We start from the raw sequence: 23,213 nt of genomic DNA on the forward strand, positions 1-23,213 counted from the left end.
TTTTGCGCGCTCAGTAGGGCGGGTTAGCGGCTCGCCGCGTAACCCGCCATGCCAGCGCCGCCACCGGGCTCAGTGCCCCTTGCCCGCCTCGTCCCGCACCGTCTTGACCTGCGCCTCGCTCACCTTGGCCGCGCCGCCCCAGGTGGCGCGCATGTAGGTCGCCAGGTCCGCCACCTCCTTGTCCGACAGCTTGCCCGCGAAGCCGGGCATCTCCTGCATGCTTTCCTTCTCGCCGAAATGCTGGGCCTTGATGCCGTCCAGGGTCACCGCGATCAGGTTGTGCGGATCCGCGCCGCGCACCGATGAGTTGCCTTTCATCGCCACCGCCACGTGCGGCTTGCCGCCGCCGTCGATGCCGTGGCAGCCCGCGCACACCGCGACATAGGTGCGGCGCCCGGCGTCGATGTCGGCCCCAGTGGCGTTGACCACCTTGAGCGCCTGCGGCGCCAGCGGCTTGTCGCCCATCAGATAGGTCGTCATCGCCTTCACGTCGCCCGGCGCCATGTGCTGCGTGCTCAGGTGGACCACCTCGAACATCTCGCCGGTTGCCGATCCTTGCGGCGCCACACCGGTGCTCAGGAAAGTCGCCAGGTCAGGCTGCGTCCAGCCCATCGCCGACAGGCCGGCGGGCGTGATGTCGGGCGCGCCGATGCGCGCCATGCGGTTGCCGGTCAGCGTGCGCGACAGATCCATCTGCCCCAGCGCGCCGCGCGGCGTATGGCATTCCGCGCAGTGGCCCAGCGTGTTGGTCAAATAGCGGCCGCGCTTCCACTCGGCGGACTGCCCCACCGAAGCATCGCTCAGTTCATCCTTGAGGAACAGCATGTTCCAGAAGCGCACGCCGAAGCGCATGTTGTACGGGAACTTCAGGTCCGGCTCCTTGTCCGCCACCGCCGCCGGCCTGGTTTGCATCAGGTAGGCGTAGATCGCGTCGCTGTCGGCGCGCGGCATCGAACGGTAGGAGGTGTAGGGCATGGCCGGATACAAGTGCTTGTCCGGCGTGACGCCGTCGCGCAGCGCCGCGTAGAACTCCTCCGCGCTCCAGGTGCCGATGCCGTGCTCCTTGTCCGGCGTGATGTTGGTGCCGTAGAAGGTGCCGAAGGGCGATTTCAATTCCACGCCGCCGGCCCACGCGGCGCCGCTGGCCGTGGTGTGGCAGGCCGCGCAGTCGGCCATCCTGGCCAGGTAGCGGCCGCGTTCGACGAGTTCTTTGTTGTTCGCCGGCGGCGCGGTGGCACCGCTGCCGCCGCCCTTGCCGCAGCCCGCAAGCAGCGCCAGCATGGCGATCGCCGCGGCGCCGGCAGCGATGCGGCGCAGCGCCGGCGGCTGCGCGTAGGGATATCCGAGCGGGGCCATCATTTGCCCTCCTTCACCAGGCCGGGGGTGCCCAGCACCACATCCTTGACCGCCTCGTAGTAGCGCACATAGCCCGTGCAGCGGCAGATATGTCCTTCCAGCGCCGCGCTGATGGTCTGCTCGACGTCCGCCCTGGCCACGGGCTGGCGCTTGAGGCGCTCCAGCAGCACGGTGGCGGCGTTGACGAAGCCCGGCGTGCAGTAGCCGCACTGGAAGCTGAAGTGCTCCAGGAACTTCTCCTGGATGGGCGACAGCGCCACCACGTCGCCCTTCTCGTCCAGCTTGCCTATGCCCTCCACGGTGCGCACCTTCTTGCCCTCGAAGTAGTGCGCGCCGGTGATGCAGGAGCGCACTTCCTCGCTGCTGCCGTCTGGCTTGTCGAGGATGACCACGCAGGCGTGGCACACGCCCTGGCCGCAGCCCAGGCGCGAGCCCGTCAGGTCCAGGTACTCGTGCAGGAAGTCGACCATCATGATGCCCTCGGGTACGGGTACGGGGCCGACAGTCTTGCCGTTCAAATGTAAGGTAATGGGTTTGGTGACGATGCTCATGCCAGCACCTCCTGGATACGTTGCGGGGTGACGGGCAAATCGGTGAACCGATGGCCGATGGCGTGCGCCAGGCCGTTCACGATGGCGCCGACGACGGGGATCATCACCACTTCGGCGATGCCTTTGGGCGGGTCGGTTTCGGACACGGGCGGCAGCACTTCGGCGGTCTGCTTCCACACCGCGACGTCCGACGCGCGCGGCAGATGGTAGCGGTTGAAGTTCCAGGTCCCGTTGCCGGGACCGTCCTCGTACAGCGGCATGGTTTCGTGCAGCGCGTGGCCGATGCCCATGGCCAGCCCGCCCTGCAGCTGGCTCGACACCAGCTGCGGCGACAGCATATTGCCGCACTCCATGATGGAGTGGTGGCTCAGCAGCTCGACCTTGCCGCTGCCCTCGTGCACCGCCAGTTCCACCAGCGTGCCGACGCAGCTGTAATAGGTCACCATGGCGCCGTTGCGCTGCGTGGCCGGCATATACGCTCTCTTCCGGTCCAGCAGGTGGTAGCCGCCCGGCGTTTTCGGCAGCGCCTTGCGCGCCGCAGCGGCAGCGGCAGCGGCGCCGTCGCCGTAGCGCAGCGACAGGCCGTCGACCGGCAGGCGCACCGTGGCGCCGCCGATTTCCCAGTCCGCCTCGCTCCACTGCCAGCGGTTGAACACGTGCACCGCCGCGCCCGTCACCAGGCCCAGCTCGTGCGCCTTCCTGACCAGCTGCTCGAAGGGCAGCGCCTCCAGGCCGCCGGCCGACAGCTTGCCGTCCACCCAGCGCGCATCCTCCACGCGTATCACCAGCGAGGCCGCCTGGCCGCCCGCCACGCCCTGGCTCCAGATCGCCATCGCGGCCGGCCAGAGGCCGTGCATGAAGACCACGCGGGCCGCTTCGCGCGTGCTGTGGGTGTAGTAATAGGCCGAGTTGGTGGCGCTGGCGGGCGAACAATAGGTCGGCGACCAGCGCGGGTTGGCCGACAGCTTGTCCTGCTCGGCCTGGCTCATGATGTAGGGGTCGCCGGTGGCCACCACCGGCAGGTCGGGCCACTCGGTGACGGCGGTCAGGATGGCGTCGGCCGGGCGGCTCAGCCACTTGGCGCAGGCGATGGCCTGCGAGGTCGACATCCCGGTGCCGATCTCGGTGCCGCTGTGCCAGACGCGGATCTTGCCGTCGGCGTCGATCTCGATGCGCGCCAGCGAGCTTTCCGCGCCGGTGCCGAAATCCTTCTGCGTGCAGGCGAAGCCGACGCCGTAGCGCTGGCCGGGGTGCGCCAGTTCGTACGCGGCCTTCTGCTGCGCGCGCCTGGTCCACAAGGGATGCGCTTGCGCCTTGCGCAGCACCTCGTCGACGCGGATGGCGCCGGCGGGGATCGCGCCCTGGCTATTCTTCATGCCCGAGCGCAGCGCGTTGCGCAGGCGGAATTCGATCGGGTCCAGCTTGAGCCGGGCGGCGAACTCGTCGACCATCATTTCGGTCGCCGCCATGCTTTGCAAGGTGCCGTAGCCGCGCGCCGAGCCGGCGTCCACCGCGCGCGAGGCGATCGCCACGGCCGCGAAGTCGTTCTTCGGGAAGTAATAGATCGATTGCGCCGCCGTGGCGGCCACCATCACCACCGAAGGCGAGAAGTTGGAGCGGCCGCCGCCGTTGCCTTCAAAGGTGCCGGCGAACGATTGCATCATGCCGCTCTTGCGGTCCACCGCCATGCGGTACTGCATGTCGAAAGCATGGCGCTTGATCGAGGTCTGGAACTGCTCGTAGCGGTCGTTCGCCAGGCGCACCGGCAGGCCGCCGCCGTACAGCGCGCACGCCAGGCCGTAGAACGGGAAGTTGTAATGGTCCTTGGAACCGTAGCCCACGGTGTAGCACGGGTGCAGATACAGCGCCTTGAGCGGGAGCTTGCACTTCTTCATCATCTCCAGCGCGCTGTCGACCACTTCCTGCGGCCCCTGGGTGGCCACCACCATGTGCAGGGCCTGCTTGTCGGCGTCGTACCAGCAGTTGGCGTTGTCCGGCTCGAGCGCGGCGGTGTCCACCGACTGCGTCTTGTAGCTGCGTTCGAGCACCAGCCAGTCGGCCGGCGGGCTGTCCAGCTCGGCCTTGATCTGCTTGGCGTAGAACATGCCCTGCTCGCCCAGCTTGCCGTGCTCGATGCCGTCCGGCCACACCGGCTGCTGCTTGCGCATCATGCTGGGGAAGACCGGCGCGTTGCCCAGGCTGGAGAACTTGTCCTCGTCGGCCGAGGTCGCGCCGCCCACGCGCACGAAGCGGAAGGTGCCCCATGGGTCGCGCTCCAGCGCCGGCACGGGCGCGCCGTAGCGCAGCACGCCGTCCTTGAACTGCAGCGCGTCCTTGGCGAAGCGGTAGCGCGCGAAGTCCTTGTAGATCAGGATGGCCACCGCGTGGCCCAGATAGGCCGCCTGCTTGCCTTCCGGCAGCAGCATGTCGGCGCCGTAGAAGGCCGGGAAGGCGACGCCGTCGCGCTCCAGGTCGGCCGCCGTGACCAGGCGGTCCGGCTTCAGGTCCTCGCCCAGCAGCGACAGGTCCAGGCCGGCATAGGCGGCGTCGGCGCGGGTGGCGCGCAGGATGAAGGCATGGGCTTGCTGCTGGGGCCAGTGCGGCATGTCCTTGGCGCGGATGTCGCGCGCGAACACTTTGGCGCCGGTGACCTTGGCCCTGCCGTCGATGCGGACCTTGGCCTGGCCGTTTTTTGGATCCCAGGCGACGGGGGTGAGGATTTTGTCCTCGAACAGGGCGGCAAACGCTTTGCCGCCCAAGGGCGCGATGTACACCGCCACGCCCGCGACCATGCCCGCCTTCAGAAACTTGCGGCGCGAAAGTTCGACCTTCATGATGAAATACTCCCAATATTGGATGACGGGTTTCCGAACCGAATACGGGACTGGTGACACGGTCCGCATGCATCGTCTCGCCAACGTTTTCGGTTGTCAAGAAACTCCGGGCGGCACTGTCTCATCTTCGGCGCCCCGCCAACAGGGCCATACCGCACTGATCATTAATGGCAGTGGAGCGTCCCAGATACATGGTTTTATGCTATACATGCAGATGTCAAAATATCAATAAAACATATAAGTCTTCTGAATGTTTTCTGAACTCGTACTTTTTTCCGCCCTGCTGAGCACCGGCGCACTCTGGATGTGGCGCTCGGCCGCGCGGGCGCGCGACGCGGCGCTCGCCGCCTTGGCCGCCAGCCAGGCCGACGCGGCCACGCTGGCGGCCGGCCAAAGCCAGTTGCGGGAACTGATCGCCATGCTGCCGGTGGCGCTGTTCGTGAAGGACGCCGAGTCGCGCTTCGTCATGATGAACGCGGCCTGCGAAACGGTGTTCGGGGTCGAGTTCAGCAAGCTGGTCGGTACGCGTGGCACCGAGCACTATCCGGCCGAGCAGCAGGCGGGCTTCCTGGAAGCCGACCGCACCGCTTTCGCCACCCGCAAGCTGTGGACCTACGAAGAGTGGATCTGGCATGCAGGCCATCGCAAAGACCGTCGCCTGCTGACCTACAAACAGCCCTTGTACGACGCCGAGGGCGAGCCTGCGCTGCTGATCGGCATGTGCGTCGACGTGACGGAGCGCCGCGCCGCCGAGCATGCGCTGCAGGACTCGCTGCGCCAGCTGCGCGAGCTGAGCGACCACCAGGAAAACCTGCGCGAGGAGGAGCGCCGCCGCCTGGCGCAATGCCTGCACGACGACCTGGGCCAAAGCCTGATGGCGCTCAAGCTGGATGCCAGGCTGCTGTACAACGCCACGCGCGCGCGCCACCCGAGGCTGCACGCCCACAGCGGACGCGTGCTGGCCATACTGGACGACGCCATCCACTCGGCGCGCGCGCTGATCAACGATCTGCATCCGAGCACGCTGGAGCTGGGCCTGCCGGCGGCCGTGGACTGGCTGTTGAAGCAACAGGAACGCCGCAGCAGCATGCACTGCCAGCTGCACCTGATCGACGACAGCGGCGGCTGCCAGCTGGCGCAGCGCGAGACCTGGGCCGTGTTCCGCATGATCCAGGAAGCGCTGTTCAACATCGACGCCTACGCCAAGGCCACCCGGCTCGACGTCTCGCTCGACTTGCGCGAGGACGCGCTGCTGATCGTCATCAGCGACAACGGCATGCGTCCGCAGCGCATCGACGTCGGCGACGTCGGCGACGGCCGCAGCGAGGCGTTCGGCATGCTGGCCCTGCGCGAGCGCGTGTCGGCGCACGGCGGCGAACTGGTCGCCGACAACGCGCCGGGGCGCGGGACCACCATCACCATCATGCTGCCCGGAAAAGAAAAACGGGAGGCCGTAGCCTCCCGTTCGGCGCATTCCGCCGGCGCCTGATTTTGTCATCCTCGCGCACGCGGGGATCCATACGCCGCATTCCCGCACACGCACCTTGGATTCCCGCGAGGGCGCCGGGCCCTGCGCGGATGACGGCGCGCTTAGTGCGTGGTCAAGAACGTCTTCAACTTGTCCGAGCGCGACGGCTGGCGCAGCTTGCTCATCGCTTTCGCTTCGATCTGGCGGATGCGCTCGCGCGTCACGTCGAACTGCTTGCCCACTTCTTCCAGCGTGTGGTCGTTCGACATTTCCACGCCGTAGCGCATGCGCAGCACCTTCGCTTCGCGCGGGGTCAGCGAGTCCAGCACTTCCTTGATCACATTGCGCATCGACGCGTGCAGCGCGGCGTCCAGCGGCGCCAGCGTGGTGTTGTCCTCGATGAAGTCGCCCAGCTGGGAATCGCCGTCCTCGCCCATCGGCGTTTCCATGGAGATCGGCTCTTTGGCGATCTTCATGATTTCGCGCACCTTGTTCTCCGGCATTTCCATCTTCAGCGCCAGGGTCGCCAGGTCCGGCTCGCTGCCGGTTTCCTGCATGATCTGGCGCGAGATGCGGTTCATCTTGTTGATGGTCTCGATCATGTGCACCGGCACGCGGATGGTGCGTGCCATGTCGGCGATCGAGCGGGTGATGGCCTGGCGTATCCACCACGTGGCGTAGGTCGAGAACTTGTAGCCGCGGCGGTATTCGAACTTGTCGACCGCCTTCAGCAGGCCGATGTTGCCTTCCTGGATCAGGTCGAGGAACTGCAGGCCGCGGTTGATGTATTTCTTCGCGATCGAAATCACCAGGCGCAAGTTGGCCACCGTCATTTCGCGCTTGGCGGTGCGGGCGCGCTTCTCGCCTGCCGCCATCTGCTTGTTGATCTTGCGCAGGTCGGCCAGCGGCAGCGCCACGCGCGCCTGCAGGTCGATCATCTTCGACTGCAGTTCCTTCACGGCCGGCACATTGCGGCCCAGCACGGCGCTGTAGGGGTAGCCGGAGTGTACTTCGCCGTCCACCCAGTCCAGGTCGCACTCGTTGCCCGGGAAGACCTTGATGAAGTGGGCGCGCGGCATGCCGCAGCGGTTCACGCACAGTTCCAGCACGGCGCGCTCGATCGAACGCACCTGCTCCATCTGGCCGCGCAGCGTGTCGCACAGCTTCTCGACCACCTTGGCGGTGAAGCGGATGCCCAGCAGCTCGGCCGAAATGGCTTCCTGCGCCTTGACGTAGGCCGGCGAACCGTAACCGGCGGCGGCCTTGCGCATTTTCTCGAACTGCACTTCGATCACTTCGAACTTTTCCAGCGCGCCCTTGCGCAGCTGCACCAGCTGCTCGGTCGAGAAGCCGGCCGCGCCGCCATTGGCGTCGCCGTCTTCCTCTTCCTCTTCTTCCTCTTCCTCGTCGTCATCGTCGTGCGAGGCGGCCGAGTGCTGATTAGCCGGGGCCGGGGCCGGGCTGTTGTTCGATTCGTTCAGGTCGACGAAGCCGTCGACCACCTCGTCGACCTTGATTTCGTCGTTTTCGATCTTCTTGGCCAGCGCCACGATCTCGGCGATGGTGGTCGGGCAGGCCGAGATGGCCTGGATCATGTCCTTCAGGCCGCCTTCGATGCGCTTGGCGATTTCGATCTCGCCTTCGCGCGTCAGCAGCGCCACGGCGCCCATTTCACGCATATACATGCGGACCGGGTCGGTGGTGCGGCCGAAGTCGGAATCGACGGTCGACAGCGCGGTGGCGGCGGCCGCTTCCACTTCGTCGTCGCTGGTGACGGCGGCAACGTTGTCAGTCAGCAACAACGATTCCGCGTCCGGCGCGCGTTCGTAGACCGCGATGCCCATGTCGTTGAAGGTGGCGATGATACCTTCGATCGCTTCCGGATCGATGATGTTTTCCGGCAACTGGTCGTTGATCTCGGCGTAGGTCAGGAAGCCGCGGTCCTTGCCCATGTTGATCAGGTTCTTGATCTGCAGGCGGCGGCGTTCCAGGTCCTCGGCGGTCACGCCTTCGGTGCTCAGCGCGTCCAGGCCCTTGGCCTTGCGCTCGCGCGCTTTCGACACGGCCTTCAGTTCGGCGCGTTCGACGGCGTTCAGCGCCGCCACTTCATCGTTTTCCGGCGTGAATTCGCTCGGCTTGCGGCCGCGGCGGCCCGGCACCTTGACGCCCGGCAGCAGGTAGCCGGAGGTGTCGATGTTGGCCAGGGTGGCGGCGTCGGTCACCTGGCTCACCTGCGGCGCGGCGCCGGTGCCGGACACGATCACGACCGGGGCCGGCTCGGCCTTGGCCCTGGCGGCGCGGGTCTTGACGACCACCGGTTTCGGGCCGGCCGGCGCGGCCAGCGAGACGGCGGCCGAGGCGGCACCGGCCTTGCGGGCGATTTTCACGGTCACCTTCTTCTCTTCGGCGACCACCTCGGCCACCGCGTCCACGGCGTCCATCTCGGCGTAGGCCGGCACGGCTTCGGCCACGTCGGCGACGGCGTTGTCGGCATCGGCGACGGCGGTCAGGCGCGAGCGCGTCTTTTTAACAACGGTTACTTTGCCGGCAGCCTCTTGCGCATTGTCGATGACATAAGATAAAGTGGTCTTAGGTACAGCCAGTTGCGCCGTGGTGGTACGTGGGGCTTTGGCGGACAGCGTGAGGGTTTTCGGCGTTTTCGTCATTACAAGTATCTCTCAATGGCAGGCCCGGGGGCCGGCGGCGCGAAGTGGAAACAATGCCACCCGGGCCGGCAAGGGTCCGATGGCGCTTAGGGTGTGCTGGAATGAAAAAAGCCCGCATTGACGGGCTGGCAGCTATGTGTCAGTGGAGAATCGGGGGCGGAAATCGGATCAGTTCGGCTCAGTACGTTTCCTGTTTCACTTCCTATCTCATGCTGATTTGTCTGGTGCTTCATTTGGTGCGTCGGCAATTATACTGGTTTTCCGGCCCGCGCGCACGCCCTTCCTTATGGTTAAAATAACATTTTGGCGGATTTCGCAATGCACGCGCCTTCCCAGCGTGATATGCTGGCGGCTCTTTGCTTAAACTGTGATGTCGATGAACACTAGCCTTACCCCTGAGCCTGCGGCCGAAGTTGCCACCCCGGTTAGCCCTGCCGTAGCCGTTCCGGAGGCCGCCAGCGCCGCCCCGGCCGCGCCTGCGCCGACCGCCCGTACCCTGTTGAAACAGCTGCAGCAGCAGTTTCCCCCGTTCCGCGACTGCCTGCCCCTGTCGATCGGTATCGACAAACAGATCATGGCGCAGATCCCCGGCATCGACAAGAAGCTGATGCGCACCGCGCTCGGCATCCACACCGGCTCGCAGCGCTATCTGCGCGTGATGGAAAAAGCCACCGTGCGCTACGACTTGGACGGCACGGCCGGCGCCGAGGTGACCGACGTGCACCGCAAGCACGCCAAGGAAGTGTTGAAGGAGCGCCTGAAGAAGGAAGCCGACCGCAAGAAGGCCGAGCGCGACGCGGCGGCCGAGGAAGAGGCGGCGCGCGTGCGCCAGGACAAGCTGGCCCTGCTGACCGCCAAATTCTCCAAAAAAGGCTGATGAGCGACGCTGCCGACCAGCTGTTCGCCGCCACGCCCGAGCTGCCGCCCTATATCGGGATCACCCTGGCCGAAGTCCGCCTGGTGCGCACGGCAGCCGAGGTGGAAGAGGCACTGGCGGCGCTGCTGGCGGCCGACGTGATCGGCTTCGACACCGAGTCCAAGCCGACGTTCCAGAAGGGCCAGAATTCGGACGGCCCGCACCTGATCCAGCTGGCCACGGACGGCCTGGCCTATCTGTTCCAGATCGGCCCGGCGCTCACGCCCGCGCTGCCGGCGCTCAAGGCGGTGCTCGAATCGGAACTGACGATGAAGGTCGGTTTCGGCCTGTCCGACGACGTGCGGCGCCTGCGCGCCAAGCTCGGCATCGAACCGGCGCGCGTGGTCGACCTGTCGGTCGCGCTGCGCGGCGGCCAGCGCAACGATCTCGGTGCCAAGAGCGCGGTGGCAAAGTTCTTCGGCCAAAAGCTGCAGAAGTCGAAAAAAATCTCCACCACCAACTGGGCCAGCGCCCGCCTGAGCGAGCGGCAGATCCTGTACGCCGCCGACGACGCCCAAGTCGCCTTGCGTGTGTACCGCTACTGGGTGGCCGCCGGCAACGCCCTGCCCGCGCAGCGCGCCGCCAAGGTACGGCGCCCTCCGCGCGCCCAGCCGCAAGACGCCGCCCCCGCCAGCGACACCTGACCCCGGCCGGCGCGCCTGTGTTGCGCATCCAAGTCTGTCCTTTCTGGCAACTCCGGCGTATGCTGTTCCTTATTGCCAACGAAGAACTAACAACCGGGACGCCCATGCACATCCCCGCCATTTCCAGATACTGCGCCACGGCCATGCTGGCCTGCGGCTTGGCCGCCACGCCAGCCATGGCCAGATCAGCGCCCGCGGCCCTCAAGGTCTTGCCCGACACGCTGGAGCAGCGCCTGGCGGCCTGCACCGCCTGCCACGCGGCCAAGGAGCGCGGCGACGCCTACTTCCCGCGCATCGCCGGCAAGCCGGCCGGCTATCTGTACAACCAGCTGCTCAATTTCCGCGAGGGCCGCCGCAAGTATCCGATGATGACCTATATGGTCGACCACCTGCCGGACGCCTACCTGCGCGAAATAGCCCAGTACTTCTCGGAGCTGCATCCGCCCTATCCCGCGCCCACGAGCAACGCCGCCACGCCAGCCATGCTCGAGCGCGGCCGGCTGCTGGTGCTGCAGGGCGACACGGCGGCCAAGGTGCCCGCCTGCGTCGCCTGCCACGGCCAGCAGCTGACCGGCGTGGCGCCCGCCATCCCCGGCCTGGTCGGCCTGCCGCGCGACTACATCAACGCGCAGTTCGGCGCCTGGCGCAACAAGGTGCGGCGCGCGCACGCGCCGGACTGCATGGCCGAGATCACCTCGCGCATGACGGACGCCGACGTGGCCGCCGTTTCCGGCTGGTTGGCGTCCCAGCCCGCCGACGCGGCAGCCCGCCCCGCCGCCGCCATCGCCGCGCCTTTGCCGCTGCAGTGTGGCAGCGTGCCGGGCATGGAGACGCGGGACGGGGAAACCCGGGGAGCGAAGCCATGAAGAAGATGCCCATCATCGCCATCGCGGCGCTCGCGCTGGCGGCCGGCGCGGCCTTCTGGCTCCATCCTGCCGACGACGCCCTGCCGCCGCTGAGCAAGACCGCCGCCCTGCCACTGGCCGAGCGCGTCGCGCGCGGCGCCTACCTGGCCAAGGCCGGCGACTGCATGGCCTGCCACACGCCGCGCGGCGCGCCGGCCTACGCTGGCGGCCGTGCCTTGCAGACGCCGTTCGGCAACGTGGTCTCGCCCAACATCACGCCGGACCGCGAGACCGGCATCGGCCAGTGGAACGCGGACGACTTCTGGCGCGCCCTGCACAACGGCAAGTCGCGCGGCGGCCGCATGCTGTACCCGGCCTTCCCCTACACGAATTACACCGCCATCACGCGCGACGACTCGGACGCGCTGTTCGCCTATTTCCAGAGCCTGCCGCCGGTCAGGCAGGCCAACCGGCCGCACCAGCTGCGCTTCCCTTACAACCAGCAGCTCGGCCTGGCGTTCTGGCGCGCGCTGTACTTCCGCCCGGCCGCCTTCCGCGCAGACACCGGCCAGAGCGTGGACTGGAACCGCGGCGCCTACCTGGTGCAGGGCCTGGGCCATTGCAGCGCCTGCCACAGCACGCGCAATGTGCTGGGCGCGGCCAGCGACGGCCTGTCGGGCGGCCTGATACCGATGCTGGGCTGGTATGCCCCGTCGCTGACGTCGGACCGCGAGGCCGGCCTGGGCGACTGGCAGCCGGCGGAGATTGCGCAATTGCTGAAGACCGGCGTGTCGCCACGCGGCACGGTGTTCGGTCCGATGGCCGAAGTGGTGCGCGAAAGCCTGCAGCACCTGGGCGACGCGGATGTGAAGGCCATGGCGGTGTATCTGAAGTCGCTGCCGCGCAAGGAGCCGGCCGAGCGCTACGAGCGCAGCGCGACGCCCGAGGCGCGCGCCTTCCTGGAAGCGGGCGCCCGGCTCTACACCGCGCATTGCGTGGAGTGCCACGGCGTGACAGGCAAAGGCTTGCCGCCGCATTACCCGCCGCTGGCAGGCAACCGCGCGCTGCTGATGGACGAGGCGGTGAACCCGATCCGCATCGTGCTCAACGGCGGCTTCGCGCCCGGCACGGCGGGCAATCCGCGCCCCTACGGCATGCCGCCGTTCAGCCACGCGCTGAACGACAACGAGGTGGCGGCGGTGGTGTCCTACCTGCGCAGCGACTGGGGCAACAACGCCCCGCCGGTGAGCGGCAACGACGTCAATCGCTACCGCACCGTGCCTTTGGATTAAGTGCCGGCCTAGGCGATATCGACGAAACCGAGGCGGTCGGTGGTGGCGTTGCGCGCATCGTCGACCCCGATCTTGCCTTCGGCGAGCAGCACTTTCAGCATGGCGTTCATGGTGTGGCAACCCTCGCCGCCCTTGCTCACCATCCAGTCGCGCAGGCCGGCGATGCTGCCGCTTTCGATCAGGCGCGCCACGTCCGCGTTCATGGTCAGGCATTCGGTGGCCAGGTGGTAGCGGTTGCCCTCCACCGACGGCAGCAGCGCCTGGCACAGCACGCCGCGCAGCGCGTGCGCCAGCGCCTGCTGCTGCGGCTCCGAATTGCCCAGCATGCGCAGCATCTTCTGCAGCCCCAGTTCGGTCGAACGGGCGTGCAGCGTGGCCAGCACCAGCGGGCCGGATTCGGCCAGCGCCAGCGCTTCCTGCGCGGTCTGGGCGTCGCGGATTTCACCGATGACGATGACGTCCGGCCGCTCGCGCAGCGCGTCCAGCGCGCCCAGGTAGAAACTTTCCACGTCGCCGTCGAAGCCCACTTCGCGCTGCGTGACGATGCAGCGGCGCTGCGGGATCAGGGTTTCGACCGGGTCTTCAATGGTGATGATGTGGCCGGAACGGGTCTTGTTGATCTCGTCGAGCATGGAGGCGATGGTGGTCGACTTGCCCTGGCAGGTGTCGCCGATGATGAGCACCAGGCCGCTGGTCAGCTGGGCGAATTTCTGCTCGTTCGGGCGCAGGCCCAACTGCGCCATCGGATGCGGCTCCTTGGGGAAGCGGCGGATCACGCAGCCGAGCCGCTTCTTGCCCTGGAAGGTGAAACAGTTGGCGCGGATGCGCGCCGTGTGCAGGTCGATGGAACGGTCGAAAGCGCGGTCCTGGATGCGTTCGCGCCAGTTCGGCTCCACCACCTCGAAGAACTCTTCCAGCTCCTCGCGCGTGATGGGGGAATCCGTCACCGCCACCAGGCCTTTCGGCTGGCGCAACAGCAAGGGGCTGTTCTGGTGGATCAGGATGTCGCTGAAGCTGAGCCTGGAATTGAGCAGATGCAGGATCTGCTCGACCAGGGTGCCGAACACCGGGTGGTCCTCGTTCTCTTCGTAACTGAGGGTGCGGATCTGGGAAGACAGGTGCTGTTCCATCGTACTCGAACTCCAGGATTAAGTGTCGCCTGGAAAGATTATACGGGACGCTTGGGGAATTCAAAGCCTGTTTTGAGGTCCATGTAGACCTTTACGCCACCCTTGTTGACAACCGACTTGACGGGCGGCGGAATGCCCGCCAGTTCGCGCGTGAACACCTGCAGGCCCTCGCCTTTGCGCAGTTCCTCGTCGGCGCGCTGGAACACGTTGGGGCAGCCGGTTTCTGCCAGCAGGGCCTGCACGATGGGCACTTTCCAGGCGTCGACGGCGCCGGACTGGAAGCTGCACAGCAGGAAGCCGGCCGGGCCGCCGTAATAGTCGACCACCAGGCCGGGCAGGCCGTCCTGCTCCGCGTTAATCAGCTGCATCAGGTCTTCCGGGCCCAGCTTGGCCACGGCGGCGGCGCGCTTGGCGATGGCGGCCTTGACGCGGCGTTTCATCATCGCGTGGTCGACCGGTTCGTCCTCGCGGAAGGTCCAGACGCGGGCGCGGATCTGCACCGCGTGGGCGTTGTAGGCGGCGCGCGCCAGGAACTGGCGGGACGACGATTGCACAGTGGCGGTGGCGCCGGCCTTGCCTTTTTCCTGCGGACGGCCTTCGACGCGCTCGACGGCGGTCGGGTAGATCCAGGGGTCGCCGGCCAGCAAGCTCTTTTCCTTGCCCTGTTTGATGGTAATGATCAGCATGTGTTTCCAATGTGGTTGCAGGCTGCATGATACCGCATGGCGCCCGCCAGCCTGCATGGAATGCATTCTGTTCCACCCGCCCGGCAGTCCATCGCACTGAGGCTGTGCCCCCCCTCCGCCGTACTATCCAACTCACCAAAGATTAGTTTAGGAGAGCCAGGCATGAGCAAGAACCCGATTATTTCCCGCGCCATTCGCGGCGCGCTGCTGGCAGCGGGCGCATTCGCCATCATCGTTTCCGCCGCCAGCGTGCAGGCCGGTCCGATGAACTGGCTGCGCGGCGGCGACCTTGTTCAAGGCAGAGGCAAGGTCGTCAAGCAACGGTGATCCACAGATAAGCAAAACCATGTGGTGGTCAAGTAATTTCGGACACTACGATAGGTTCGCGTGCTGCCATTGTCCGTTCATAGATGGCGGGCGGCAGGTTGCCCAGTACTGAATTGATTCGTTTGCAGTTGTAGAAGCCGACGATGTAGTCGGTGATATCGGCCTTGGCCTCGGCGTGGTTGGCATATTGGCGCTGCCACACGCGCTCCATCTTGAGGTTCAGGAAGAAGCGTTCGGCCACCGCATTATCCCAGCAGTTTCCCTTCCGGCTCATGCTGCAGACGAAGCCATGCCGCGATAGCAGATCCTGGTAAAGCTCGCTGGCGTATTGGCTGCCCCGGTCCGAATGGACGATCAAGCCCGGCGCTGGTCGCCGCTGCTGGATGGCCATGTTGAGCGCATCACAGACCAGCTTGGCTGGCATGCTCGGCGCCATGGCCCAGCCGACCACCTTGCGCGCGTACAGGTCCAGCACAATGGCCAGGTACAGCCACCCCGCGCCGGTACGGATATAGGTGATGTCGGTGGCGTAGGCGAGATTGGGCGCGCTCGGATTGAACTGCCGGTTCAGCACATTGGCGGCGATCGGCAAGTCGTGCTTGCTGTCGGTCGTGTGGACGAACTTGCGCTTCCAGACCGGCTTCAAGCCCGCCTGGCGCATCAAGCTGCGTACCTTGTAGCGTCCAAGGTGAAACCCGGCATTGGCCATGGCCGTGACCAGCCGACGGCTACCATAGCTCTGCTGGCTTGCCGAGAAGGCGGCTCGCAGGTGGACGCCTGCCTTGCAGGCCACCGGCTTGGCGGGACGTCGCTGCGCCTCGTAATAGCCGGACCGGCTAACGTTGAGGACGCGGCAACTCTGTAAGATCGGGATGGCCTCCTTTTGCAACTGCCGAATGAGCTGATAGGTCATTTCATTTCGCGGGCAAAGAAGGCCGAGGCTTTTTTTAAGATGGTCACATCCTGTCGCAGTTGCTGATTTTCCAGCTCCAGTTGCCGGATGCGCTGCTGCTCGGCGGTGAGCGGCTTGCCGATGCCAGGTTGACCGTTCTGCTCAGCACCGTACTGCGCCAGCCAGCGACGAATCGCGGTCTGTCCTATGCTCATGCTTTCGCTGACATGCTGGACGCTCAGGCCCTGTTCTTTGATCATCCGGACAACTTCCAGCTTCAAGCTGGGATCGAATGTTTGGCGTTTTCTTTTTGTCATGCTTAACTCCTCAGATGGTGAATTTTCCACCTATTGAGGTGTCCGGGCAAATTAGACCACAGCACCATCATGGGTTCGGGCAGCGTCAAGCACTTGGGCACCTTCCTCAATAAGTTATCGCCCGCCACAGGTCACGCCAGCCCGCCGGGCTGATTCACTTGGAATTGAAGAGATCCTGCGGCGTGGCGCCATCCAGCAGACTGTCCAGCCAATGCTCCAGTTGCTGCAACGGCGCCGCATCTATCATCGCCGCAACGGCGGGGCGCGCCATCCCGTCGTGCTTTGCGACTAGCCGGTGAAGAAATTCCCGGTGGGCATCCAGCTTGCCTTGCTCCAGCCCCTCCGCCTTGCCCTCTTCCTTGCCCTCCTTGCGTCCGTATAGGAGCTCATCAATAAGGCATTCTTCCCATGAGTCAAATTCTTTCTCTATCATGATTAATTCCTCCTCCGGCGGGAACTCGTTCCTTATCAGCCTACGCTGCATACATCTTGAAATCCAGCGCGACAGGCTATCGCGCAACGATTGAGTGCTATCCGTTCGCAGCCACTCCGACAGCGCCAGAATAAGGTCCACGCAGACGCTCTTGGAGCGGGAATGTTCCAGTCTGAACAGCGCCGCAACCATGTTTCTCTCTGCGTCATTGCGGGTGTCCCCCACAGTTCTTTGATCGATTAGTAGATAGTTTTGTTCCGGCTGTAGCCAGCCGAGACCGTCAGGTGCAGACAACATCAGCGCACTGAGAGACTGACTGGCGGTCCAAGCCCGCTTGCCGCTATATAGAACGATCGGTAGAACCGGCGACAATTTTCCGTTGCGCCCTAATTTCCCCTGCTTTATCAAATCCTGGCACAACAGGCCGACGTACACCTGCATTCGCAGCGCCATCCAATGATCGCTGCGTGACTGGAATTCCAGCAACAGGTAGATATAGAGGCATTCGCCGCCGACCCGCACACGCCAAACCATATCGTCATGCCGCTGCTCCCCGTTGTCGCCGGCATAGCTGGCATTGAGGCGCTCAAAGGCCGACACGTCCAAGTCCTTGGCCCATGGATACGGCACAAAGGCCTGCAACAAATCGCGCATCAGTTCTGGATGGGCGAAAAGCTGTTTGTATCCGGTGTCATGATCGGCCTTCATGGCCAAATTCTAGATCGGCCCCTGAGCGGCAGGCGGGGCGATCCGCTCAGTGTTTGGGCGCGATCAATAAAAAGCCCGGCACTTGGCCGGGATGGGAACCTATAGGTCGAACTTTAGTTCCGCGATCAGCGTGCGCTGGGTGTAGGGGTGGAAGGCCCAGTATTTGCGGTTGTTCAGGTTGTCGATACCGAGCGAACCCGACCAGTGGTGGTCGAAGCGGTAGCGCACCCGTACATCGGCCACCAGATAGTCGGACACGCCCGTGTACGTGGACCCGTTCGGGTCGCTATTGTCCAGCGTGCCGTACTGCCTGCCGCTGTAGCGCGCGCCCAGGGTCGTGGTCCACCTGTCGCCCAGGCGGTAAGACGCCAGCATCGTCGCGCGCCAGTCGGGCACGCGCGGCTGGCGCTTGCCCACGCTGGCCGGCAGCTTGCCGTTGCGGGCGATTTGCGAATCGGCGTAGGTCAGGCTGCCGGTCAGCGACAGGCCGCGCACCAGCACGTCGTCCTGCTGCCAGGACAGCTCGAGCCCCGTCGTGCGGATCTCGCCCACGTTCTGCACGCTGTTCACGGTGGGAGTCAATGCCTGCGAGTACAGCGCGTCGCGTGTGTTTTCGTGGAAGACGGTGGCCCGCACACTGCCCTGCCCCAGCATCCGCTCGGCGGTCAGTTCGCTGGTCCAAGACCTCTCGGCGCCCAGCGTGGGATCGGTGTTGACGATCTTGCCGTCCACAATGGCGCCCTGGAACAGTTCCGCCGCCGTGGGATTGCGCACGGCGCGGCCGGCGGAGGCCTTCAGCGTCCAGCTCTCGCCGGCGCGGTAGGCCAGCGCCGCCTTGGGCGACCAGCTGTTCTCGCTGCGCGCGGCAAACTGCAACAGGCCACCCGTCGCTGGACTGGCCGCCGCGCTGGCTGCGCTGGAAATCTCGCCGCCAAAGGCTTGCCAGCGCTCGAAACGCAGGCCCAGCGTGGCCTTCCACAGATCGCTGATGCGCCACGTGTCCTGCGCATACAAGCTTTCCAGCCGCGTCTCGCCGTTGAAGGTGGAAACGTGCTTGCCTTCGGTCGCGTTGAGCCAGTCCGCGCTGCTGAAAACATGCGTGCGCAGCTTGGCGCCGTCGCGCTGCAAGCCAAAGTCGACAATGTGAGAGGACGCCGTGCCGGCGTTGGCGCCTGTACTGATGCCTGTACTGACGCCAGTGTTGCCGCCTGCGTCGCGCCCGGCGCTTGAGCTGGCGCCCATGCCCGGCCGCCACGTGCCTTTCAGCGCCAGCGTGTTCCAGCCGCTGCCCCCCATATCGGTGACGTTGCCCTGCCCGTTGGTACGCGCATCAGGCACCGGCACGGTCGGCGTGCGCACGCGGTCCTTCGCATAATCGTACAAGCTGGCCGCGACTTCCCAGCTGAACGCGCCCTTGCTGTGCTGCTTCAGCGAGAAGCCGTGCATCACGTGTTCCAGGTCGCCCACGCTGGGCGCGAAATCGGATGCCAGCAAGCTGTATCGCCTGCCGTCCACATTGATGTCTCCCTGATATACGGTGTTCCCCGCCGCGTCGCGCAGATAGGATAGGGCGCTGCGTTGCGCGTCGTTCTTCCACCAGCCCACCGTATAGCTGGCGCGCAGCACCGGCGACAGGTCGTAGGCCAGCTTCACCTTGGCATGATCCTGCACTGTATGCACCTGGTTGGTGGCGCCCAGGATCAGCCAGTCCTTGTTGGCGGGATTGCGGTCCGCGACGGCGCCCGTCACCGGCACGCCGCCGCCGGCCGTGCCCTGCGTCAGCAGCTTGTTGGCGAAGGCGATCGGCTGTCCATTGCTGTCCAGCCGCGACAGGTCCACCCACCACGACCACGCGCCTTGCCGGTCGCCGACGGACGCGCTGCCCTGCTTGCCGTAGTGTCGGGTATCGCTCGCGTATTGCCTGAAGCCCTGGCCGTAGCCGGACAGCTTGACGTGCGCCTCGAAGCGCGTCGGCATGCGGGTCAGGAAATCGACCACCGCGCCGACCGAGTTGCCGGGGTAGGCGGCCGAGAACGGCCCGTACAGCACATCGACCCGTTCGATTTCCTCCGGCGTGACCAGCCCCCAGCGCGGCGTGTAAGTGGCGCCGTTGCCGAGCAAATTGGACAGCAGTATGCCGTCCGCATAGACCAGCGAACGCGCGCTGTTGCCGGTGCCCGATGCGCGGCTGGCCAGCACGGCGTGGTCGTAGTCGCCGATGTAGCGCTTGCGCACATTCAGGCTGGGCAGGTATTTCAACGCGTCTTCGCTGTCGCTGGCGTTGATGCGCTCTTCGATCTGCGCGCCGGCGATGCCTTCAATGGTGGTGGGAATCTGCGTGGGCAAGGAACTGGGGCGGCCGCCGTTCACGGTCACCACGTGATCCGCCCAGGCAGGACAAATTGCGGACGCGGCAGCGCCCATCGCCGCCAGCATCACTGCCAGCGGCTTCGTTCTCAACTTGTTCATGGCGGTCTAGTGCTGGTGGGCGGCGCCGTCGGCCGGCAGGACGTCCAGCGCGGGCGCGGGCGCTTTCAGCTTCACGCCGGCTTCGCCTGGCATTTCATCCCAGGCCATGCTGCCCTTCACACACTCCTGCACTACCCTGAAATACAGCTTGCCCGCTTCGGCGGGCAGCTTGGACTGGACGGTGAACTCGTCGAAGAATTCGTCCGCCAGCGGACCGCCGGTCCACGTCACTTCGCGCACGGCGGTGGTGATCTTGCGGCCGTGGGCTTCCACCGGCACCGACAATTTGCCCTCCACCGTCTTGATCTTCCAGCCGGCTTTCTGCATCGGCTTGGTGCCGATCACGGATTCCGGCAGCAGCACGGTGATGGATTTGGTCGGACTGCCGTCGCAGCCATGGCCGACGCGGAAGGTCAGCTTCTGGTAGGTATCGGCGACGCCGGTGGCCTGCTCCAGCGTGACGTGGGCCTGGGCCTGGGAGGCGGCCAGGAAAGCGGCGAGCATCATGGTTTTTTTCATGGCGGGCCTCATTTCGCAGGCGAGTAGGTCAGTGGCCGCACGGCCACATTCAGCTCGACGGTTTCGAGCTTTTTGTCCTTCTTTTGCACCACCAGCGTGAGCGGTACGGTTTCGCCCTCTTTCAACTGGCGCTTCAGCATCATGAGCATGATGTGGTAGCCGCCGGAGGCCAGCTCCACCGGCTTGCCTGCCGGGAGGTCGATGCCGTCGACCTGCTGCATCTTCATCATATTGTTTTCCATCGCCATCTGATGAATTTCAACCACGCCGGCCACGCTGGAGCGCACTTCGACCAGGCGCGCGTCCTGCGCCGACTGCAGTTGCATGAAGGCGCCGCTGGCTTTAGCGGCGGGTACGGTGGCGCGCACCCATGGATCCTTGACGGTGACCTGGGCCTGGGCGCCGGCGGCCAATGCCAGTGCGAATAGCGCTGCGAAGAATTTGGTGTTCATATCGACCTCTGAAACGATTACGGGATGCGCTTCCAAAGAAGCGCAGTAGTAAAGCTGATTCAGACTGGCGCGGGCGGCCCGCGCGGGCGCGACGCCGACCATGCCGCGAGCGGCTGCGGTGAACGATAGAACAGGAAGGGGTGCAGGCTGGGCTGCGCCACCGGGACCAGACCGGCGGCCACCGAAGGCGGCATGCCGAAGGAGCCGCCGTGGGTGACGCAATAGGAGCAGTCCTCACCCATGGACATCGTTTGCTTCTGGTCCACGATGAAGCCGGGTGCGAGCGGTTTGCTCTTGTCGGCGCGGCAGATGTCGAACACGCCGGGTCCGGCGTCGGCATACGCCATGGCGTGCGAGATCGACGGCGCGAGCGCGTTCATCAGGACCGCGAAACAGGCGATCCAGATCCACAACGCTTTCTGTGCCGATCTCATGTGCATGGGACGAAATTATACATTAGGCGACGGCCGCCCGTGCCGGCCCGTTCAGTGTCCGGCCGCTTCCAGCGCCGCGGCCAGCTCCTGCGCGGCTTTCCAGCGCTGCGACGGCGCAGGATGGGCGAATTGCTCGAAATTGGGCGCGTGGCTGGAGCGCATCAGCTTGTGAAAGTAGCGCGCCAGCGCCGGGCCCTGCCAGCCGGCGCGCCAGGCCAGTTTCAAGCCTTCGCGGTCCGCCTCCTGCTCCTGGCGGATACCGAGCGGCGCCAGCTTGCGCATCAACGCCGAGTCATTGTCGACAGCTTCCTCCAGCTCGGCAAAGGGCCGCTCGCGCCACTCGGGCGCGACGCGCATCGCTTCCTGGTACTCCACGAGGTTGTGGCGCAATACGGAGTGGCAGATTTCGTGCGCCAGCAACATCGCCAGCTCGGCGTCGCTCAGCGACAGCTTGTGCACGTAGGCGCGGCTGATCAGCATTTTGCCGCCGGCCATGGCGTAGGCGTTCTCGTCGCCTCCGGGGGCGGTGTGGATTTCCCAGGCCCAGGCGGCGGATTCGGGATAGTCGTGCATGGCTTGCGCGAGCAGCGGCTTGGCGATGCGCAGCACGCGTTCGTGGAAGGCCGGATCGGCGTCCAGCTGATGCTGCGCCGCCAGTTCCTGCATGCGCTCGCGGTACAGGCGCTCCGCGCCGGCCATGACTTCGGCCTGCGTCAGCGCGGCGGCGAGGCCGCACTGTAAGGCGAGAAACATGGCGAGCAGGTGGCGGAGCATGCGGACATTCTGCCACAGCGCAGAGATGGCGGGCTAGCGCTCGCCCTTGAAGGTTTCGCGTTCGATCAGTACGGTCTCGGTGCCGTCGGTCAGCCAGATCTGGCTGTCCTGGATCGTGCATTGCAGCTGCATGTTGCGGGTGGCCATCTTGGCCAGCTGCTCGGTCGCCTCGGACGGCAGGTTGATCACCGTCAGGTTCTTGGCGCGTTCGACCTTGTTGGCCAGCGCCTTCCACCAGATATGGCTGGTGGCGCTGTAGCTGTAGACCACCACCTGCTCGGAACGGCCTGCGCCCTTGAGCAACTTCTTGTCGTCCGGCTGGCCCACTTCCACCCACAGCTGGATCGCGCCGGTGAAGTCCTTCTGCCACAGATCCGGCTCGTCGGTGTCGAACAGCCCCTTGGTGAAACTCAGGTGCTCATGCGCGTGGATGGCGAAGGCCAGCAGGCGCACCATCATGCGTTCGTCGGTTTCCGACGGATGGCGTGCCAAAGTCAGGATGTGCGTGTCGTAGTAGTTGCGGTCCATGTCCGCAATCGATAGTTCCGCTTTGTAGATTGTTGCTTTGAGGGCCATTGCTAACTTCGCTAACTTCGGTAAGGGTTATTTGAATACGACGGTCTTGGCGCCGTTCTGCAGCACGCGGTGTTCCACGAACCACTTGACGGCGCGCGCCAGCACCACGCACTCGACGTCGCGGCCGATGGCGGACAGGGTGTCGGCATCCATCGAGTGGTCGACCCGTTCCACGTCCTGCTCGATGATCGGGCCTTCATCGAGGTCGCTGGTGACGAAGTGCGCGGTGGCGCCGATCAGTTTCACGCCGCGCAGGTGCGCCTGCGCGTACGGCTTGGCGCCCTTGAAACTGGGCAGGAAGGAATGGTGGATGTTGATCGCTTTGCCCTTCAGGCGCGCGCACAGCTGCGGCGACAGGATCTGCATGTAGCGCGCCAGCACCACCAGGTCGACCTGGTGGTTGTCCATCAGCTCGATGATGCGGTTTTCCTGCGCCAGCTTGGCTTCCTCCGGCGCACCGGCCGCCAGCGGCAGGTAGTGGAAGGGAATGTTGTAGCTGGCCGCCAGCTGGTAGAAGTCCATGTGGTTGGACACGATGGCGGGTATCTCCACCGGCAGCAGGCCGCTCTTGTAGCGGAACAGCAAATCGTTCAGGCAGTGGCCGATTTTCGACACCATCAGCATCACGCGCGGCTTGACGCGCGCGTCGCGCATCTCCCAGTCCAGCTTCATGGACTCGCCCAGCTGGCCGAAGTCGGCGCGCAGCTGCGCGTCGTCGACGCCCGGCTCGTCGAGCGAAAAATGCACGCGCATGAAAAAGAGCTGCGATTCCGCGTCGCCGAACTGCGCGGAGTCTATGATGTTACAGCCGTGTTCAGCCAGGAAGCCCGACACGCGGTGCACGATGCCGCGCTGGTCCAGGCAGGACAGGGTGAGGATGTATTCAGGATGCGTCATAAGCGTAAAGGAATCAGGGTTAGACGA

Annotated in this window: 21 protein-coding genes; 6 read left to right on the forward strand and 15 right to left on the reverse strand. The window is 65.4% G+C overall.

Annotated features, from left to right (window positions below):
• Window positions 1-69 precede the first annotated feature (69 nt).
• Genes ACSQ8Y_RS14830 through ACSQ8Y_RS14840 form a run of 3 tightly spaced genes read right to left on the reverse strand, consistent with a single transcriptional unit; the run spans window position 70 to window position 4,741 of the window.
• The gene (locus tag ACSQ8Y_RS14830; RefSeq protein ID WP_436269829.1) at window positions 70-1,356 is read right to left on the reverse strand and encodes a c-type cytochrome; all 1,287 of its coding nucleotides are present in this window, start codon (window positions 1,354-1,356) and stop codon (window positions 70-72) included.
• A complete protein-coding gene (locus ACSQ8Y_RS14835; RefSeq protein ID WP_436267223.1) occupies window positions 1,356-1,907 on the reverse strand; it encodes a (2Fe-2S)-binding protein in 552 nt (183 codons plus the stop codon). The genes ACSQ8Y_RS14830 and ACSQ8Y_RS14835 overlap by 1 nt, the downstream gene beginning before the upstream one ends.
• A complete protein-coding gene (locus ACSQ8Y_RS14840) occupies window positions 1,904-4,741 on the reverse strand; it encodes a xanthine dehydrogenase family protein molybdopterin-binding subunit (protein ID WP_436267224.1) in 2,838 nt (945 codons plus the stop codon). The genes ACSQ8Y_RS14835 and ACSQ8Y_RS14840 overlap by 4 nt, the downstream gene beginning before the upstream one ends.
• A 250-nt stretch (window positions 4,742-4,991) precedes the next feature.
• Between ACSQ8Y_RS14840 and ACSQ8Y_RS14845 the strand changes: the two genes are divergently transcribed.
• Complete coding sequence (locus ACSQ8Y_RS14845; protein WP_436267225.1) at window positions 4,992-6,230, forward strand: PAS domain-containing sensor histidine kinase; 1,239 nt, start codon at window positions 4,992-4,994, stop codon at window positions 6,228-6,230.
• A 101-nt stretch (window positions 6,231-6,331) separates the two neighbouring features.
• Here ACSQ8Y_RS14845 and rpoD read toward each other — a convergent pair whose 3' ends face one another.
• A complete protein-coding gene (rpoD, locus tag ACSQ8Y_RS14850; RefSeq protein ID WP_436267226.1) occupies window positions 6,332-8,875 on the reverse strand; it encodes an RNA polymerase sigma factor RpoD in 2,544 nt (847 codons plus the stop codon).
• Window positions 8,876-9,251: 376 nt separating this feature from the next.
• Between rpoD and ACSQ8Y_RS14855 the strand changes: the two genes are divergently transcribed.
• The 4 genes from ACSQ8Y_RS14855 to ACSQ8Y_RS14870 all read left to right on the forward strand — a co-directional run bounded on the left by ACSQ8Y_RS14855 (window position 9,252) and on the right by ACSQ8Y_RS14870 (window position 12,572).
• A complete protein-coding gene (locus tag ACSQ8Y_RS14855; protein ID WP_436267227.1) occupies window positions 9,252-9,752 on the forward strand; it encodes a ProQ/FINO family protein in 501 nt (166 codons plus the stop codon).
• The gene (locus tag ACSQ8Y_RS14860) at window positions 9,752-10,435 is read left to right on the forward strand and encodes a 3'-5' exonuclease (protein WP_436267228.1); all 684 of its coding nucleotides are present in this window, start codon (window positions 9,752-9,754) and stop codon (window positions 10,433-10,435) included. Before ACSQ8Y_RS14855 ends, ACSQ8Y_RS14860 begins: the two co-directional genes overlap by 1 nt.
• Before the next feature lie 104 nt (window positions 10,436-10,539).
• Complete coding sequence (locus ACSQ8Y_RS14865; RefSeq protein ID WP_436267229.1) at window positions 10,540-11,301, forward strand: c-type cytochrome; 762 nt, start codon at window positions 10,540-10,542, stop codon at window positions 11,299-11,301.
• Window positions 11,298-12,572 (forward strand): c-type cytochrome, encoded by a 1,275-nt coding sequence (locus ACSQ8Y_RS14870; RefSeq protein WP_436267230.1) that lies wholly within the window; start codon window positions 11,298-11,300, stop codon window positions 12,570-12,572. The genes ACSQ8Y_RS14865 and ACSQ8Y_RS14870 overlap by 4 nt, the downstream gene beginning before the upstream one ends.
• Window positions 12,573-12,580: 8 nt before the next feature.
• Here ACSQ8Y_RS14870 and ACSQ8Y_RS14875 read toward each other — a convergent pair whose 3' ends face one another.
• Window positions 12,581-13,702 (reverse strand): type IV pilus twitching motility protein PilT, encoded by a 1,122-nt coding sequence (locus ACSQ8Y_RS14875; RefSeq protein WP_436267231.1) that lies wholly within the window; start codon window positions 13,700-13,702, stop codon window positions 12,581-12,583.
• A 38-nt stretch (window positions 13,703-13,740) separates the two neighbouring features.
• The gene (locus tag ACSQ8Y_RS14880) at window positions 13,741-14,388 is read right to left on the reverse strand and encodes an SAM-dependent methyltransferase (RefSeq protein ID WP_436267232.1); all 648 of its coding nucleotides are present in this window, start codon (window positions 14,386-14,388) and stop codon (window positions 13,741-13,743) included.
• 162 nt (window positions 14,389-14,550) lie between these two features.
• Here ACSQ8Y_RS14880 and ACSQ8Y_RS14885 point away from each other — a divergent pair, with 162 nt between their 5' ends.
• Window positions 14,551-14,715: a hypothetical protein gene (locus ACSQ8Y_RS14885; protein WP_436267233.1), complete on the forward strand. Its 165-nt coding sequence runs from the start codon at window positions 14,551-14,553 to the stop codon at window positions 14,713-14,715.
• A gap of 28 nt (window positions 14,716-14,743) precedes the next feature.
• Here the strand turns inward: ACSQ8Y_RS14885 and ACSQ8Y_RS14890 are convergent.
• From ACSQ8Y_RS14890 to purU, 9 genes are all read right to left on the reverse strand, one after another.
• Window positions 14,744-15,924 (reverse strand): IS3 family transposase gene (locus ACSQ8Y_RS14890; RefSeq protein ID WP_436267234.1). Its coding sequence is split into 2 segments (ribosomal slippage): window positions 14,744-15,675 and window positions 15,675-15,924, totalling 1,182 coding nucleotides; the frame shifts between segments, so codons are not numbered across the junction.
• A gap of 154 nt (window positions 15,925-16,078) precedes the next feature.
• On the reverse strand, window positions 16,079-17,065 hold the full coding sequence (locus ACSQ8Y_RS14895; protein WP_436267235.1) for an Rpn family recombination-promoting nuclease/putative transposase: 987 nt from the start codon (window positions 17,063-17,065) through the stop codon (window positions 16,079-16,081).
• 99 nt (window positions 17,066-17,164) lie between these two features.
• Entirely contained in the window at window positions 17,165-19,534 is a 2,370-nt protein-coding gene (locus ACSQ8Y_RS14900; RefSeq protein ID WP_436267236.1) for a TonB-dependent receptor, read from the reverse strand.
• 6 nt (window positions 19,535-19,540) lie between these two features.
• Window positions 19,541-20,053, reverse strand: a complete 513-nt coding sequence (locus tag ACSQ8Y_RS14905; protein ID WP_436267237.1) for a YcnI family copper-binding membrane protein — start codon at window positions 20,051-20,053, stop codon at window positions 19,541-19,543.
• Between the two features lie 8 nt (window positions 20,054-20,061).
• Window positions 20,062-20,505 carry a copper chaperone PCu(A)C gene (locus ACSQ8Y_RS14910; protein ID WP_436267238.1) on the reverse strand — a complete coding sequence of 148 codons (444 nt, stop codon included), beginning with the start codon at window positions 20,503-20,505 and terminating at the stop codon, window positions 20,062-20,064.
• Window positions 20,506-20,564: 59 nt separating this feature from the next.
• Window positions 20,565-20,945: a DUF2946 domain-containing protein gene (locus tag ACSQ8Y_RS14915; protein ID WP_436267239.1), complete on the reverse strand. Its 381-nt coding sequence runs from the start codon at window positions 20,943-20,945 to the stop codon at window positions 20,565-20,567.
• A gap of 45 nt (window positions 20,946-20,990) precedes the next feature.
• A complete protein-coding gene (locus ACSQ8Y_RS14920) occupies window positions 20,991-21,713 on the reverse strand; it encodes a M48 family metalloprotease (RefSeq protein ID WP_436267240.1) in 723 nt (240 codons plus the stop codon).
• Between the two features lie 33 nt (window positions 21,714-21,746).
• Complete coding sequence (locus ACSQ8Y_RS14925; protein WP_436267241.1) at window positions 21,747-22,289, reverse strand: YaeQ family protein; 543 nt, start codon at window positions 22,287-22,289, stop codon at window positions 21,747-21,749.
• A gap of 27 nt (window positions 22,290-22,316) precedes the next feature.
• Window positions 22,317-23,186 (reverse strand): formyltetrahydrofolate deformylase, encoded by an 870-nt coding sequence (gene purU / locus ACSQ8Y_RS14930; RefSeq protein ID WP_436267242.1) that lies wholly within the window; start codon window positions 23,184-23,186, stop codon window positions 22,317-22,319.
• Window positions 23,187-23,213: the final 27 nt, after the last annotated feature.

Origin of the sequence: Pseudoduganella sp. LjRoot289, from assembly GCF_964252925.1 — a bacterium.
GTDB lineage: Bacteria > Pseudomonadota > Gammaproteobacteria > Burkholderiales > Burkholderiaceae_D > Rugamonas.

Bases quoted from the DNA above. Each gene is read 5' to 3' on its own strand.
- ACSQ8Y_RS14860 (WP_436267228.1), top strand. From the start codon at position 9,752: ATGAGCGACGCTGCCGACCAGCTGTTCGCCGCCACGCCCGAGCTGCCG.
- ACSQ8Y_RS14880 (WP_436267232.1), bottom strand. From the start codon at position 14,388: ATGCTGATCATTACCATCAAACAGGGCAAGGAAAAGAGCTTGCTGGCC.
- ACSQ8Y_RS14915 (WP_436267239.1), bottom strand. From the start codon at position 20,945: ATGCACATGAGATCGGCACAGAAAGCGTTGTGGATCTGGATCGCCTGT.
- ACSQ8Y_RS14905 (WP_436267237.1), bottom strand. From the start codon at position 20,053: ATGAAAAAAACCATGATGCTCGCCGCTTTCCTGGCCGCCTCCCAGGCC.
- ACSQ8Y_RS14875 (WP_436267231.1), bottom strand. From the start codon at position 13,702: ATGGAACAGCACCTGTCTTCCCAGATCCGCACCCTCAGTTACGAAGAG.
- ACSQ8Y_RS14865 (WP_436267229.1), top strand. From the start codon at position 10,540: ATGCACATCCCCGCCATTTCCAGATACTGCGCCACGGCCATGCTGGCC.
- ACSQ8Y_RS14910 (WP_436267238.1), bottom strand. From the start codon at position 20,505: ATGAACACCAAATTCTTCGCAGCGCTATTCGCACTGGCATTGGCCGCC.
- ACSQ8Y_RS14885 (WP_436267233.1), top strand. From the start codon at position 14,551: ATGAGCAAGAACCCGATTATTTCCCGCGCCATTCGCGGCGCGCTGCTG.
- ACSQ8Y_RS14925 (WP_436267241.1), bottom strand. From the start codon at position 22,289: ATGGCCCTCAAAGCAACAATCTACAAAGCGGAACTATCGATTGCGGAC.
- ACSQ8Y_RS14840 (WP_436267224.1), bottom strand. From the start codon at position 4,741: ATGAAGGTCGAACTTTCGCGCCGCAAGTTTCTGAAGGCGGGCATGGTC.
- purU (WP_436267242.1), bottom strand. From the start codon at position 23,186: ATGACGCATCCTGAATACATCCTCACCCTGTCCTGCCTGGACCAGCGC.
- rpoD (WP_436267226.1), bottom strand. From the start codon at position 8,875: ATGACGAAAACGCCGAAAACCCTCACGCTGTCCGCCAAAGCCCCACGT.
- ACSQ8Y_RS14920 (WP_436267240.1), bottom strand. From the start codon at position 21,713: ATGCTCCGCCACCTGCTCGCCATGTTTCTCGCCTTACAGTGCGGCCTC.
- ACSQ8Y_RS14870 (WP_436267230.1), top strand. From the start codon at position 11,298: ATGAAGAAGATGCCCATCATCGCCATCGCGGCGCTCGCGCTGGCGGCC.
- ACSQ8Y_RS14830 (WP_436269829.1), bottom strand. From the start codon at position 1,356: ATGGCCCCGCTCGGATATCCCTACGCGCAGCCGCCGGCGCTGCGCCGC.
- ACSQ8Y_RS14855 (WP_436267227.1), top strand. From the start codon at position 9,252: ATGAACACTAGCCTTACCCCTGAGCCTGCGGCCGAAGTTGCCACCCCG.
- ACSQ8Y_RS14895 (WP_436267235.1), bottom strand. From the start codon at position 17,065: ATGAAGGCCGATCATGACACCGGATACAAACAGCTTTTCGCCCATCCA.
- ACSQ8Y_RS14835 (WP_436267223.1), bottom strand. From the start codon at position 1,907: ATGAGCATCGTCACCAAACCCATTACCTTACATTTGAACGGCAAGACT.
- ACSQ8Y_RS14900 (WP_436267236.1), bottom strand. From the start codon at position 19,534: ATGAACAAGTTGAGAACGAAGCCGCTGGCAGTGATGCTGGCGGCGATG.
- ACSQ8Y_RS14845 (WP_436267225.1), top strand. From the start codon at position 4,992: ATGTTTTCTGAACTCGTACTTTTTTCCGCCCTGCTGAGCACCGGCGCA.